At 69.9% G+C, this 13,559-nt stretch carries 11 protein-coding genes; 3 read left to right on the forward strand and 8 right to left on the reverse strand.

Annotation, left to right across the window (positions count from 1 at the left end; all coding sequences use genetic code 11):
* Positions 1 to 37: 37 nt before the first annotated feature.
* Positions 38 to 2,605 carry a glutaminase domain-containing protein gene (locus tag D0D37_RS07640; RefSeq protein WP_116199824.1) on the reverse strand — a complete coding sequence of 856 codons (2,568 nt, stop codon included), beginning with the start codon at positions 2,603 to 2,605 and terminating at the stop codon, positions 38 to 40.
* Between the two features lie 482 nt (positions 2,606 to 3,087).
* On the reverse strand, positions 3,088 to 4,872 hold the full coding sequence (locus D0D37_RS07645; protein ID WP_116199825.1) for a gamma-glutamyltransferase family protein: 1,785 nt from the start codon (positions 4,870 to 4,872) through the stop codon (positions 3,088 to 3,090).
* 72 nt (positions 4,873 to 4,944) lie between these two features.
* Here D0D37_RS07645 and D0D37_RS07650 point away from each other — a divergent pair, with 72 nt between their 5' ends.
* Positions 4,945 to 5,844 carry a LysR family transcriptional regulator gene (locus D0D37_RS07650; protein WP_116199826.1) on the forward strand — a complete coding sequence of 300 codons (900 nt, stop codon included), beginning with the start codon at positions 4,945 to 4,947 and terminating at the stop codon, positions 5,842 to 5,844.
* On the opposite strand, the gene D0D37_RS47820 is transcribed toward D0D37_RS07650, so the two are convergent.
* Positions 5,787 to 6,050 (reverse strand): lasso peptide biosynthesis B2 protein, encoded by a 264-nt coding sequence (locus D0D37_RS47820; RefSeq protein ID WP_341867974.1) that lies wholly within the window; start codon positions 6,048 to 6,050, stop codon positions 5,787 to 5,789. The genes D0D37_RS07650 and D0D37_RS47820 overlap by 58 nt on opposite strands.
* Positions 6,051 to 6,804: 754 nt before the next feature.
* The gene (locus tag D0D37_RS07660; RefSeq protein WP_116199827.1) at positions 6,805 to 8,076 is read right to left on the reverse strand and encodes a DUF1479 domain-containing protein; all 1,272 of its coding nucleotides are present in this window, start codon (positions 8,074 to 8,076) and stop codon (positions 6,805 to 6,807) included.
* A 101-nt stretch (positions 8,077 to 8,177) separates the two neighbouring features.
* On the opposite strand from D0D37_RS07660, the gene D0D37_RS07665 reads away from it, so the two are divergent.
* A complete protein-coding gene (locus D0D37_RS07665) occupies positions 8,178 to 9,272 on the forward strand; it encodes an ROK family transcriptional regulator (RefSeq protein WP_116199828.1) in 1,095 nt (364 codons plus the stop codon).
* On the opposite strand, the gene D0D37_RS07670 is transcribed toward D0D37_RS07665, so the two are convergent.
* From D0D37_RS07670 to D0D37_RS07685, 4 genes are all read right to left on the reverse strand, one after another.
* Complete coding sequence (locus D0D37_RS07670) at positions 9,250 to 9,984, reverse strand: S1 family peptidase (RefSeq protein ID WP_116199829.1); 735 nt, start codon at positions 9,982 to 9,984, stop codon at positions 9,250 to 9,252. The two genes, D0D37_RS07665 and D0D37_RS07670, sit on opposite strands and share 23 nt — an antisense overlap.
* Positions 9,985 to 10,071: 87 nt before the next feature.
* The gene (locus D0D37_RS07675; protein WP_116199830.1) at positions 10,072 to 10,371 is read right to left on the reverse strand and encodes a hypothetical protein; all 300 of its coding nucleotides are present in this window, start codon (positions 10,369 to 10,371) and stop codon (positions 10,072 to 10,074) included.
* A 47-nt stretch (positions 10,372 to 10,418) separates the two neighbouring features.
* Positions 10,419 to 11,060, reverse strand: coding sequence for a class I SAM-dependent methyltransferase (locus D0D37_RS07680; protein ID WP_116199831.1), 642 nt, complete (start codon positions 11,058 to 11,060; stop codon positions 10,419 to 10,421).
* Between the two features lies 1 nt (position 11,061).
* Positions 11,062 to 12,459 (reverse strand): FAD-dependent monooxygenase, encoded by a 1,398-nt coding sequence (locus D0D37_RS07685; protein ID WP_116199832.1) that lies wholly within the window; start codon positions 12,457 to 12,459, stop codon positions 11,062 to 11,064.
* A gap of 114 nt (positions 12,460 to 12,573) precedes the next feature.
* Here D0D37_RS07685 and D0D37_RS07690 point away from each other — a divergent pair, with 114 nt between their 5' ends.
* Positions 12,574 to 13,539: an Lrp/AsnC family transcriptional regulator gene (locus D0D37_RS07690; protein WP_116199929.1), complete on the forward strand. Its 966-nt coding sequence runs from the start codon at positions 12,574 to 12,576 to the stop codon at positions 13,537 to 13,539.
* Positions 13,540 to 13,559: the final 20 nt, after the last annotated feature.

A 13,559-nucleotide genomic window follows, 5' to 3' on the forward strand; every position in this document is an offset into this window, starting at 1 on the left:
AGTCCGTGAAGGTTCCCCTCACGGCACGTCGCCGGGCTCAGATGAACCTCCACAAATGGTCCGGCGTTCCGTTGTCGTCCCACTGCGTCACCTGCGCACCGTCCGCAGTGGACTGCTGATCGACGGCCATCACCTTTCCACTGTGGACGTTCACCAGCTTCCACCAGCCGCCGCCCGCGTCCACAATCCGCCACAGGTGATCCGGCGTGCCGTTGGCCTGGAACTGCTGCACGTGTGCACCGTTGTCCAGGCTCTGGTCGTGCACCGCCAGCACCTTGCCGCTGTTGCGGTTCATGATCCGGACGGTCCCGTCGCCGCTGTCCACGACTGTCCACACGTGATCGACCGTGCCGTTGTCCTGCCATTGCGTCACGTCAGCAATGTCCGAAAGCGACATGTCCTGCACCGCGAGCAGTTTCCCGGACCGCTGGTTCTGGATCCGCCGCCACGACGTCGTCGAAGCGGCCGGGCGCGGCAGCAAGGCCAAGTACCCGGAGGCGACCGGGCGCGCCTGGAAGCCGGATTGCCGGGCGTCGGCGACGAAGTACCAGTCTGAGAACGGAACCCTCGAGCCGGTGGTGTTGGCGAAGCTGTAGACGCCTTCGATGAGCGTCGTGCGGATGTCGGTGTGGTCGGTCAGCCAGGCGGCCGTCCACAGCTCCCAGTCGGCCTTCGTGTAGTCGTGGCGGAGGTCCAGCGGGACACCGTGCGCACCTCGTTTGGACTGGTACCAGGCGGCTTCCCGCGCGGCGGTGCCGAGCGGGACCAGATCAAGGCCCAGCAACCGGTCCGCGAAACCGTTGTATTTCAGGCTCCAGGTGCCCGGCTGGTCATACGCCATCCGGAGGTGCGAACCGTCATTGGCCAAAGTGGTCCATTGGCTGATGTACGAACGGGAAATCGACCGGTACCGCAACGCATCGGCGGAGTTTCCGTTGACATCGGCGAGAATGGCCATCGCACCGACACCGATGATGCCCTTCAACGCGAGGTTGGCGCTGTGCGCGATCCAGCCGGTGAAGTCGTCGGTCTGGTTCTGGTTGCCCGGGTCGAGAGTATTGCCCACGAGGTATTCGGCCCATTGCCGCAGGATTCCGTAGTGCGCACTGGCGAATGACTTCGCCGCCGCGGAATCCAGGCGCTGCACGACCGCAGCGGACATTATGAGCATGTTGGCCGATTCCTCGACCGGCATGCTCTCCTCGTTGCCGTCGTTGTGCCCGGCCGCGTTCGGATAGGACGCGCCGATGTCGTGTTCCGAGAACGTCATCGGCCAGCCGCCGTGTTCGGCGTAATCGAGCACCGGTTCCAGCAGCAGCCGCACGAATTCCGGCGAGAGATGCAGATAGCCGGGCAACGCTGGATAGATTACGTCCACTGTGGACACATTGCCGCTGGACGAGATCTCCTTCAGGAACGCCCACGGCGAGCCGTTCCTCTCGACCAGTTCGGTCCCGCCGAATGCTTGGCGCAGCGCGAGCGCGCAAATCGCCGCGTAATGGTCGCCGGTACTGCCACCGCCAGCAGCGGCAGAAGCTTCGTTGTCGATCCGCTCGTCCAGCGCGAGGCCCGCGGCGAGCGCGGCCGGGTAGTCGGCGTGGAACCAAGAGACCATGTCCTGCCACGACGACCAGTAGTGCGTCCACCAAGGCGCCAGCTGCGCGCCGAGGTAGCTGACCGCGGGCGTGCGGACGTGCCCGATCACCACCACCAGCGGATCGGCCGCCGCGCCCGGCTGGATCGTGCCCAGGTCTTTGGCGAACGCGAGGACTGGCCAACGGTCGCTGATCGCCCGCGGCTGGTCCGGATCGCTGGTCCCGGGCAGCGCTCCCCCGTTCGCCGAGTTCGCGCGCACGACCGTGTCCTGCCCGATCTGCCAGGTCACGCCGGACGAAGGCGCCGCGACCACGAGCGAACCCCAGCGCGGCTGGTCGTGCCCGTCCTCGGCGAGCACCGCCGGCGAAGCGGCCTGGACGCTCAGCGACGTGATGCCGCCGGACTCCTGCCGCTGCCAGCCGACCGGCGTGCCCGAATCCCATTGCAACCACTCGGCCGACGTGTCGAAATGCAGCGAGACGGTGTGCGCCCGGCCGTCGGCGCTCGCCGCGGCGACGGTGACGTAGCCGAACGGCACGCACTGCCGCTGGAGATTGCCGGGGTCGACCGGGGAGAAGAAGGTGACGGTGAGGGTCACGCCGCCGCCGGCGAGTTCGTAAATCGAGCGGGTTGCCGTGACCTGCAAGGAGTTCTGCGTCATCGGCGTCAGGCTCGGGCCGGACGGCAGTTGCGGTGCCCCGGCGAACACGTACGCGGCGCCGTCGATCCGGGCGATTCCGCACAGCGCGGTGACGTGCCCGGTCCAGAACGTGGACCAGGCGCCGGGCAGGTTGTCCGCGGCCTGCCAGGTCGAGAGGTACGGCGAACGCACGATGAGCGGCGTCGCGGGCGGGCGCAGCGGGTTCAGCGTGCCCGCCGGCGCTGCCGAGGCGGTGGACTGGACCAGCTCCGGCGCGCACCAGAGCGCGGCGGCCGCGGCCGCGCCGGTGCCCGCCCAGCGCAGAGCGTCGCGGCGGCTGAGTATGCGGGGACGTTGGGAGGAGGACATCGACAGCTTCTTTCGGTCAGATGCCGGACACGGGAAAGAAGAAACCGAGCGACCTCAGTGTCACCCCGCGATACAACGTTGTAAATCTGCCGAAAGGGGGCAGTCGGAGCCTGGTCCCGCTGCCGAGCCCACACCACCGGGTATCTCGGAGAAGGCGAACGCGCGTCGTTCACCGCTGAGCACCGCGGCCGAAATCGTGCTCATGGGATTGCCCGGGGCCGCCGACGTCGCCGAGCAGCCGCCGGAGGGCTGAGCGCCCTGCCCCGCCCGGCGGCATACCCTCGCGCCCAGGCGAAATCGCCGCCGCCGAAAACACCCCGGTCTCGGGATTCTTGGCCACCGCGGACAGCCGTCCTTCCGACCAACGGCTCCCCGACCGTCACGGCACGGCCCCACTCCTCCAGCGCCGCAATGACCTCCGCACCGATCCGCGACTCCACCATCACGCTGCCTGCCGCCAGGACCGCGCTTGTCAATCCCGATCACCGCCCAGCGGCATACCCTTGCGCGCCACGTGAATTCGCCGCCGCCGAAAGCACCCCAGTCTCAGGATCCTTCGCCACCGCGCACATCCGCCCCTCCGACCACGGCTCCCCCACCGTCACGTCATGACCCCGCGCCTCCAACGCCGCAATGACCTCCGCACCGATCCGCGACTCCACCGTCACACTGCCCGCCGCCATGCCGCGCGGGTAGAACGAACTCGGGAAACTGTCCGTGTGCCAGTTCGGCGCGTCGATCGCACCTTGCAGGTCGAGCCCGCCACGGACCTTCTCTCGCAACGCCGTGCCGAGGAAGAAGTGGAAGTTCCACTGGTCCTGCTGGTCGCCGCCGGGGGTGCCGAAGGCCATCACCGGCACGCCGTCGCGCAGCGCGAGCGACGGCGAGAGCGTCGTGCGCGGCCGCTTGCCCGGCGCGAGCGAGTTGGGCAGGCCCGGGTCGAGCCACGCCATTTGCAGCCGGGTGCCCAGCGGGAAGCCCAGCTCCGGCACCACCGGGTTGGACTGCAGCCAGCCGCCGCTCGGCGTCGCGGCGATCATGTTGCCCCACCGGTCGACGACGTCGAGGTGGCAGGTGTCGCCCCGGGTCAGGCCGTCCTTCGCGACGGTCGGCTCCCCCGCCCCGATCGCCGACGCGGTGACCCCGCCGCCCACGACGTAGTGCGCGTGCCGACTCAACTGAGGCGTGCGACCCTCCGGGCTGCCCGGACGCAGGTCGAAGGACGCGCGCTCACCGATCAGCTTGCGCCGGGCCTCGTTGTACTCCGGGGAAAGCAGCGCCTCGATGGACACGTCCGTGCTGTCGCCGTACCAGGCTTCACGGTCGGCCATCGCGAGCTTCGTGCCCTCGATGAGCCGGTGGTAATAGTCCGGCGTCGCGTACTCCAGCTCGCCCGGCAGGAGCGCGACCTGCTGCAAAAAAGCCGGACCTTGGCTCCACAGGCCGACTTTCGCGACGGTCCAGCCGTTCCAGGTGTGGGTGACCGGGTCCTCGTAGGCCGGGCGGAACGCGGCGAGGTCGTCGGCGGTGAGCGTGCCCGCGTGCCGTTCGCCGGAAGAATCCATCGCCGGTTTCGCGGCGAAGGCGGCGAGTGCTTCGGCGACGAACCCCTCGCGCCACGCCTTCCGCGCCGCCTCGATCTGCGCTTCCCGGTCGCTTCCGGCGGCCTCAGCTTCCGCGATCAGCCGGCGCCAGGTCTCGGCGAGCGCGGGATTCTTCAGCAGCCCACCGGGTTTCGGTGCGACGCCGCCGGGCAAGTACAGCTCGGCCGACGTGGTCCATTCGTTTTCGAACAGCTCGCGGACGGTCTCCACCGTCGCGCCGACGCGCTCCACCGCCGGGTGGCCGTCCGCGGCGTAGTGAATGGCGTACTTGAGGACCTCGCGCAGCGACTTCGTGCCGTGGTCGTGCAGCAGGAGCAGCCACGCCTCGACCGCGCCGGGCACCGCGGCGGCGAGCGGACCGGTGCCGGGGACGAGGTCCAGGCCAAGCGACGTGTAGTGCTCGATCGTCGCGCCGGCAGGCGCGGGGCCCTGCCCGCACAGCACCTTCGGCGCACCGCCCGCCGGGGCGAGGATCATCGGCACCTCGCCGCCCGGACCGTTGAGGTGCGGCTCGACGACATGCAGCACGAACGCGCCCGCGACCGCGGCGTCGTAGGCGTTGCCGCCGTCCTCGAGGACCGCCATCGCGGCCGCCGAGGCGAGCCAGTGGGTGGACGACACCATGCCGAAGGTGCCCTGCAACGTCGGGCGCGTCTGGACCATGGGTCTTATCGTCGCGTGTGAGCTGGCGGTACGTCAAAGACATCTGAGACACCAGTCCGATAGCGTATCGCTATGGAACGCCGTCAGCTGGAGTACTTCGTCGCGATCGCCGAGCACGGCGGGTTCACGCACGCGGCGCGGGCTTTGCGGGTGGCGCAGCCGTCGTTGTCGCGGGCGATTTCGAAGCTGGAACAGGACCTGGGCGTCGAACTGTTCCACCGGGTCGGGCGTAACGCGGTGCTGTCGAACGCGGGCGAACTGCTGGCCGGACGCGCCCGTCTCGTGCTGCGCGACCTCGACGCCCTGCGCGCCGCCGCACGGCTGGCGGGCGACGGACCGGCCGGGCGGATCGACGTCGCGGCCACGTCGTCGTCCGCGCTGGAGCCGGTGCTCAGCATCATCGCCGAGATGCGCACGCGGTATCCGGGCGTTTTGGTGAGCACGTCGGCGGCGTTGTCGGCGGCCGAGGTGGTCGCGATGGTGGTGCAGGGCCGGTGCGAGGCCGGGGTGTGCGGGAGCGCCGAACGCCCGGTCGGGCCGGGGCTGGTCGCGCATCACCTGCGGGACGAGGAAGTGCTGCTGGTCGCCCCGCCCGGCACGGAAATCGGCTCGGGCGGGGTCGTGGAGCGGTCCGAACTCAGCGGCAGGCAGTTCGTCGTCACCACGTCGCCGACGGCCGTCCGCGGATTCTTCGACCGGCTCGCGGCGAGCGTGCCTGGCCTGTCGATCGCGGCCGAGGCAGGCGACCGGAGCGTCGTGCTGCCGATGGTGCTGCGCGGGATCGGCGCGAGCCTGATGCCGGACGGCTGGGCGGACCTGGCCCGCCGCGCCGGTGCCGAGGTGTTCCGGTTCTCGCCGCCGGAGACGCTCCCGCAGTGGTTGATATATCGGTCGGGTCCGATTGCCGCGGCAACTCAGGCGTTCGTGGACATCACCCTCGCCACCGGCGGAACCGACAGCATCGGCGCGTAATGGCCGTCCGGATACGGCTCCCCGATCGCGCGACCGTCCGCCTCGATCCACGCATGCGCGGCGAACGGGCTCGTCCGCACGCCGGTGCACCAGGTCGGCCAGGAGCCCCTGAGCCGACACAGGAGCGCGGCGGCGATCGAGCGTTGGAGCAGCCTTGTCCGGCACAGCGGAGGCTGACGGATACGACGTCCGATCGGGCAGCGGATGCCTCATCGGTGGTCGCTGCGCGGGCACCGCGGCGTGCGAATTCCAAGACTCGGCGCAGCTTCGCCGGACGCAGCCGGGCGAGCGGGCGGGCCAAAACTACGGCAAGCAGCGGCACCGGGCGGCGATGCAGCGGGAGGCGGGTGCGCGTGGCGAGCGCGACCGGGGCGGTCATGCCGTCAGCAACCCGGCGGACCGCAGGTGGTCGAGCACTGCGGTCACGTCCTTCCGCGTCGTCGTTGCCCGCCTCCGCCTCGAGCCCAGCGGACGGTTAGCAACTCCGGATTCTCCCGAGCGGCAAGGAAACACAGCGACGTCGAATCCATGCCGCCGGACAGGTCAGCGGACCCGCGTCCAGAGTGGACCGCCTCGGCGAGCGCGGTCCGCGGGCAAGCGACTCGCGAGCGACCGGCGGACGCCACCACGGCTTCACCCGCACTCGGCCGTCTGTCCACAACAGACAGACACTCGGCGGCACTGCGGAAACCTTGACGCACAACGGTCGTTCGTTCAACGGCGGCGGAAGTTGCAGCCCGCATGACACCCGCGCGGCGAGCACCCCACAAGAAACTCGGCGAGCAGATCTGCCCGATCAGCGGCGACCGGCACTCCGTCGACCCGGCAGTGAAACACCCGCCGCAATCCGGTTGCCGTGCCTTGAATCCGCACCGCACCGTCCACAGTGGCCACCAGGTGAAAGAACCGGTCGGAGCGCGGACCCGCCCCGCCCGCTGGCCCGAATGGACTAGACCACTGTCATCCGATGCCGAGCCCGCGCCGCCCGGTCTCGTTCAACTGCCCGGGAGCGAATCGGTCCGGCCAGGTTCGCTCGTAATGCTCGGCCGGGAAGTCCGACGGACTGGACCCGGACTCGAACGCTTCGCGCACCGACCCCGCGTACGCCGCGTTCCGCGGGCACCACGGTGCGGCCGGGATGTACATGACGTTGCCCCAGCCCTGCTGGTTCTCCACCGGAGCGACGCTGTGGATCAGATCGCAGTGCCACCACACGGAATCGCCCGCCCGCACGTCCGGGATGCCGCTGGAAGCCCGCAGCAGCAACGAATGCCATTTCTCGCTGGCCGGGAACACCTGGTTCACCGTTACGCCGCACATGTCGTCCTCCGGGACGTCGGCCAGCAGCGGCCGCAGCATCAGGTAGCCCATCGCCTCCGGGATCGGCACCGTGTGCAGCACGCCCTGGTCGTGTTTCATGTCGGACAGCGCGGTCCAGCCCTGGAAGGTGCGGAACACCGAGCACATCGTCGAACCCTCGAACTGCGGACCGGCCGTGCGGTGCGCGGCGTCCCACGGGTCGTAGGACTCGACGGTGCCGTCGAACAGTTGCCGGAAAGCCCGCTGGTACGCCTCGGTCATCCAGAGGTCCAGGGTGCCCGGGTCGAGATGGGAGCCGAGACCGCCGGAATCCGCGCCCGGCGGGCGACGGCGGATGCGGTCCGGGTACAGCGAATCCCGGCCGGGATCGAACCACCGGACACCGTCGGACTCGGACTTCCACTGCGCGTTGAGGAACGCCTGCACGTGCGCCATCCGGTCGCTTTGCCGTGCTTCCATTTGCGCTGGTGACCAGTAGATCGGATAGATCTCCGGCCTCGAGCCGACGGTGCCGAAGAAGTCGTCGCCGGGGCCGCGGTAGTTCTCGAAGAACCGGTTGCCGTCGACGTAGTCGACGATCCCCGCATCCCACTCAAGCGCCTGCTCGCGCGGGAAGTGACCGCGCACCACGAGACAGCCGCGCCGCCCGAGCCGGGCGAGTTCTTCTTCGGAGACTCGGCCCGCCTCGATGTCGGCGTAGTCCAGCTCCGGCCAGATCGCTTCGCCGCGCGCTTTCGCCGCCTCGATCTCCTCGACCGCGGCGGTGACACGCGCCTCGACCACCGCGAACACCTCGTCCACGGTGCGCCCGGACGCCTCGATCCGCGCCCGCAGCGCGGCTTTGACCTCGCGAATCGCCGCCGGAAGGTCGTCCGGCGTCGTCTCCCAGTGCGGCAACGGGGGCAGCTGCATAGCGCTCGCTCCATTCAGGAAGGGCTCCTTACTGAATCGACGGTAAGGCGCCCGCACCGATTCAGGCAACACTCCTGACTAAATCGGCTACACTCGCGCCGATGATGCCGGCCAAGCCCTCCCTCGACCTGCTCCGGTCGCTGACCGACGAGCACGTCCTGCGGGCGCTGCTCGCCGAACGCCGGCTCACGCGCGCGCAAATCGCCGCCCGCACCGGCATTTCCAAGCCCGCGGTCGGCGACAGCGTCGCGCGGCTCGCGGAGGCCGGGCTGCTGCGCGACACCGGCGAACGCACCACCGGCCGCGGCCGCGTCGGCACCTACTACGCGCTGGCCGACGACCTCGGCACGGCCCTGGTCGTGAGCATCTCCCACGACGGCGCGATCGCCGAAGCCGTCGACGTTTTCGGCGAGGTGCTAGCCCGGCACGTCGAAGACCTCGGCCGCCCGGTGCGTCCGCGGAAGGTCGCTCATGCTCTGCGCAAGGCCGCCGCGCAGGTCGCCGACGACGCCGGGACGCTCCGGCTCGCCGTCGTCAGCGCCGCGGATCCGGTCGACCGCGCCACCGGGAAACTGGTCCACCTGCCCGATTCCCCGTTCCTGCTCGGGGAACTCTCCCCCGCCGACGTCCTCGCACCGCTGGTCGCCGGACCGGTCACGGTGGACAACGACGTGAACTGGGCCGCCCGCACCGAACAGGCCGCCGATGACTTCGCCTACCTCTTCCTCGGCGAAGGACTCGGCTGCGCTGTCGTCGCCGACGGCGAAGTGCGGCGCGGGCATGCCGGTTTCGCCGGGGAAATCGCGCACGTCCTCACGCGCGGCGCGGACGGCCAGGCGCTCGCCTTCATCGACGTCTTCGCCGATCTCGGTGTCCGCCAGCCGGATTCGACCACGATCGACGTCGACGCCCTGCGGACCGCGATCAAATCCGACGACGTCCTCGACACCCTCGCCGAAGCGATCTGCGGCGTGCTCCTGGCTTTGGTGACCGTGGCCGACCCGGAACTCATCATCCTGGGCGGCCCGTGGGGCCCCGCCGTGCTCGACGCCGTGTCGGCCCGTTTCGCGCGACTGCCGCGCAACGTCCCGCTCCGCGCCCCGCACGCCATGGACTCCCCCGCCCTGACCGGCGCACGCGACGAAGCTGTGCGTGCCCTGCGGAGCGCCGTTCTCAGCCCTTCATGGTCTTCTTGATCCACTCCAGCTGGCCGAACACGTCCCCGTCGGCCGCGACGCTGCTGCGGTCGGATTTGCTGGTGACTCCCACGATCGTGTCGCGATCAGCGGTGGACATGACCGGACCGCCGGAGTCGCCGCCCGCCGTGACGCCGGTCGTGCTCAGCGCGCAGAAATCGGTGCCGCCGGAGATGGTCATGCCCTCGCAGCGCTGGTCGTCGGGGTCGATGACCTTCGCGTCCACCTGCTTGAGCACGTCGGACTGGCAACTGTTCTCGTCGCCGGTGCAGGTCGCACCCCAGCCGAACCCGCGAACCGTCTCGCCTGGCCGCACCGGTCCCCCGGTCGGCAGCTTCGCCGGAGTGATGTTCATCGGGGTGACCTTGATCAGCATGAGGTCGGCCAGCGCGTGGTTGTTGCGGCTGCCCGGCACCGGCCGGACGACGGTGCCGAGCCGCTGGTCGAGATTGCCGACGCGGAACTCGATCCGGGAGTCCGCGATGGGTTCGGCGGCCTCGTTGAAGCAGTGGTCGGCGCTGATGATCCATTCGCGACTGATCGCGGTGCCGGTGCATTCGGGTTTGCCGTCGACCAGCATCCGCACCGCCCACGGGCCGTAGCTGGAGACCGAACCGCCGATCACGGCCGACGCCGGGGTCGCCAGGGTGACGGCGACCAGGGCGGCAACCGGAGCTAGGACGGCCAGTTGGCGGAATGAGCGGCGGAGCATGGTGCAGGCGTCCCTTCGGCGGCTGGCGTTACAACATCAAGACGCGGCAGCTGGAGGGGGGTTGCGCCTCGTGAGTGTTAATCCCGGTTAGAACCGGCATAGGCACTCACGAGTCAAGACTTGTCCGCCCGGCGAGCGGCCGCCTGGACCTGGCTGCCCGGCGTCGACGCCGACGACCGCGGCCGCGCGCGCCTTCATGTCGTTCACCTTGTCCTTCGCCGCGGCCTCGAGAATGCCGGTGTCGATGAACGCCCGCCGCTGCTCCGGCGTCTCGCAGGAGTACGCCGCGATCCACCTCTCGGAATTGGGCGCTGCGAAGCGAACCAAGATGTCCCGCACGAAATCTTCGTCCGCCCACCCCGCGGCCAACCCCGTGTCCATGCCCACGACGGGGTCCTGCCGCGGCTGGCGAAGCTGGACCTCGGCTAAATCCCTCAGCCCGGCCGGCGAGCGTAGACCACCGCTTGCGGCACCTCGCTGTCCAGCTCCTCCACCCACTCCGCCTCGACGGTGAATCCGGCTTCGCGCAACCATTCCGACACCTGCGCGGGACGGCGGCGATGGACGTACAGCTGCATCGGATGTCCGCCGTAACCCTGCGTCTTCAACCGGGCGACGTCGCCGACGTGGAAGCCGATCGCGACCGGTGCCCCGGGCTGCAGCACCCGGTGGAACTCCGCCAGCGCCGTGGGCACTTCCTCGTCCGGGACGTGGATCAGCGACCACCACGACAGCAGCCCGGCGGCCGAAGCGTCGGGCAGCGGAAGCGCGGTCATCGAGCCGACCGCGAATCGCAGCCCCGGGTGGTCCCGCCGGGCCACCTCGATCATGCCGGGTGAGAGGTCGAGGCCGAACGCGTCCAGGCCCAGGCTGTTCAGATGCGCGGTCACGTGCCCGGTGCCGCAGCCGACGTCGGCGACCGGGCCGTTCCCGCGCACCAGCGAGGCGAACAAGGCCAAAGTCATTCGCAGCGAAGGGCTTTTGGCGATCGAGTCGCGCAATCGGTCGGCGTAGCTGTCGGCGACGGTGTCGTACGAGGTCCGGGTGTCGGTCAGCCAGGTCTGCACGACGGCCACGCTAGCTCACCGGCGCGCCGAACCACTGGCGAAGCGCGGGCTCCAGCCAGTCCGGATCACCGGCCCACGCCACATATCCGTCCGGCCGGACCAGCTTCGCCTCGGCACCCGTCTCAACGCGGTTCACCCGATCCGCCCACCGAGTCGCGAGGTCGCCGAACTGTCCTCCGGGATCCACGAGAACACCGCGTCCTGCCCGCAGTTCCGGACCGAGATCGTGCGCGGGAAGCCCGACCAGCGGATGGTCCTCGCTGCCCGGAACGGCGTAGCGGAAACCCATGCCGGACAACATGTCGTCCAGCAGGTACTGGACTTCGGGCAAGTGCACCAATTCCGTGAACAACGACCGGGCCGCAGCCGAATCCGGGCTGTCGTCGAGGAGCAGAGTCTGCGCCTGGACGTTGCGCAGCACCGCCGCGCCGACCGGATGCCGTTCCGCGTGGTAGCTGTCGAGCAGCCCCGCGGGCGCGGTGCCGCGAACCGCAGCGCCGAGCTTCCAGCCGAGATTCATCGCGTCCTGGATTCCGGCGTTCATGCCTTGCGCGCCAAAGGGAAGATGTACGTGCGCGGCATCGCCGGCCAGGAACACGCGGCCGTGCCGATACTGTGCGGCCTGCAGCGCGGCGTTCGTGATCCGGCGTGCGTAACGGAGTTCGACCAGTTCCACCCGATCGCCGAAGACCGTCTTCAGCCCGGTGCGGATCTCGTCCTCAGTGACCGGGACGTCCCGTTCCAGCGACCAGCCGGGTCCGCCGAACGTCAGCCGGCGCAGCGGGCGGCCTTCGGCGTCGACGCCGAGCGGGAACACCTGCGCGCGATAGCCCTCCGGGGTGATCGTGGTCATCGGGACCTCGGCGCTCAGCCGCACGTCGGCGGCCACCATGGTCGCGGTCCCGGGACGGCCGGAGAACTCCGCGCCCAGCAGCTTCCGGACCGTGCTGCGCCCGCCGTCGGCGGCGACCAGGTACCGGGAGCGGATCGTGGCGCCGTCGGCGAACGTCGCGGTGACGCCGTCCGCGTCCTGCTCCAGCCCGGCCAGTTCGTGGTTCCGGCGGACGTGGATTCCTTCCGCGGCAAGGTGTTTCTCCAGGAAGCCCTCGATCCCGACCTGCGGAACCGACCGCCACGGGAACCGGTGCCGTCCGCGCACCAGCGGCAGCAGATTCCCGGCGAAATGCGCGGTGGTGACCGGATAGTCGCCGGTGGCCAGCAGCGGTTCGAGCAGGCCGCGCTGGTCGAACGCCTCCTGGGTGCGGGACTGCAGCCCGCCGGCCTTGGACAGTTCGCTGGCCTTCGGCAATCGGTCCACCAGCACGCAGGAAACTCCGGCGAGCCGCAGTTCGTTCGCCGCCGTCATCCCGGTCGGCCCGGCGCCGACGACGAGCACCTCGGCAGTCATGATCTCTCCCCTCGTGGGTCGGTGTGTTCGGAACCGACTCTCTGCCCGCCGACAGCTCGCGAGCCAGAAAGCGGCCCGATTGCGGCGGATTCCGACATGAGTACTCTCGAGCCGGTGGATTCCGACTACGACGACCTCGACCGCCAGCTCGTGCACGCCCTGCAGATCGACCCGAGGGCACCGTTCAGCACGATCGCCGAAGCCCTCGGCGTGTCGGATCGCACCGTCGCACGCCGCTACGCCCGGCTCCGGTCGACCGGAGCGCTCCGGGTCGTCGGCGGCGTCAACGAGGCGGCTTCCGGTGCGGTGCAATGGTTCCTGCGCATCCGGTGCGCACCGAACGCGTCCGGCGCGGTCGCCGAGGCGCTCGCGCGGCGACCGGACACCGCTTGGGTGAGCCTGACGTCCGGCGGCACCGAAATCGCCTGCACTGTCCGCATCGAGAACGAGGCCGACAGCGAAGCGTTGCTGCTGGCCAAACTCCCCCGCACGCCTCGGGTCGAAGGCGTCACCGCGCATTCGGTGCTGCACGCGTTCTACGGCGGCCCCGACAACCTGGTCGCCAAACTAGGCGTACTGGACGAAGCCACCGTCACCCGGTTACGCCCGCCGCCGCTTCCCCTCCGGCCCGGCCCGGCGACGCTCGACGACGGCGACCGCGAGCTCCTCGCCGCGCTGGCCGCAGACGGCCGCGCCGGGTTCGAACAACTCGCCGCCGAGACCGGCTGGTCGCCGACCACCGTCCGCCGCCGCATGGCGGAACTGCGCGAACGGGACGTGCTGTACTTCGACCTTGACCTCGATTGGCGATTGCACGGCAAGGGAATCCGGACTTTGCTGTGGCTTTCGGTCGCCCCGGCCGCTCTCGCGGAGGCCGGGGCCGCGCTGGCCGAGCACCCGGAAGTCGCGTTCGCCGCCGCGACCACCGGCCCGACCAACCTGTACGCGACAGCGGTGTGCGCCAGCCAGCGCGAGCTGTACCGCTATCTCACCACCAGCGTCGCCGCGCTCCCCGCGGTCGCCCACGTGGAAACCGCACCGGTGATCAAGACGGTGAAACGGGTAGCGAACCGGCTGTGACGCAGTACGAACGGGCGCCC

Origin of the sequence: Amycolatopsis circi, assembly GCF_003385235.1 — a bacterium.
In the GTDB taxonomy this organism is placed as follows: domain Bacteria; phylum Actinomycetota; class Actinomycetes; order Mycobacteriales; family Pseudonocardiaceae; genus Amycolatopsis; species Amycolatopsis circi.

Coding starts and splice junctions, on each gene's coding strand:
- D0D37_RS07640 (WP_116199824.1), bottom strand. CDS start 2,605: ATGTCCTCCTCCCAACGTCCCCGCATACTCAGCCGCCGCGACGCTCTG.
- D0D37_RS07645 (WP_116199825.1), bottom strand. CDS start 4,872: ATGGTCCAGACGCGCCCGACGTTGCAGGGCACCTTCGGCATGGTGTCG.
- D0D37_RS07650 (WP_116199826.1), top strand. CDS start 4,945: ATGGAACGCCGTCAGCTGGAGTACTTCGTCGCGATCGCCGAGCACGGC.
- D0D37_RS07660 (WP_116199827.1), bottom strand. CDS start 8,076: ATGCAGCTGCCCCCGTTGCCGCACTGGGAGACGACGCCGGACGACCTT.
- D0D37_RS07665 (WP_116199828.1), top strand. CDS start 8,178: ATGATGCCGGCCAAGCCCTCCCTCGACCTGCTCCGGTCGCTGACCGAC.
- D0D37_RS07670 (WP_116199829.1), bottom strand. CDS start 9,984: ATGCTCCGCCGCTCATTCCGCCAACTGGCCGTCCTAGCTCCGGTTGCC.
- D0D37_RS07685 (WP_116199832.1), bottom strand. CDS start 12,459: ATGACTGCCGAGGTGCTCGTCGTCGGCGCCGGGCCGACCGGGATGACG.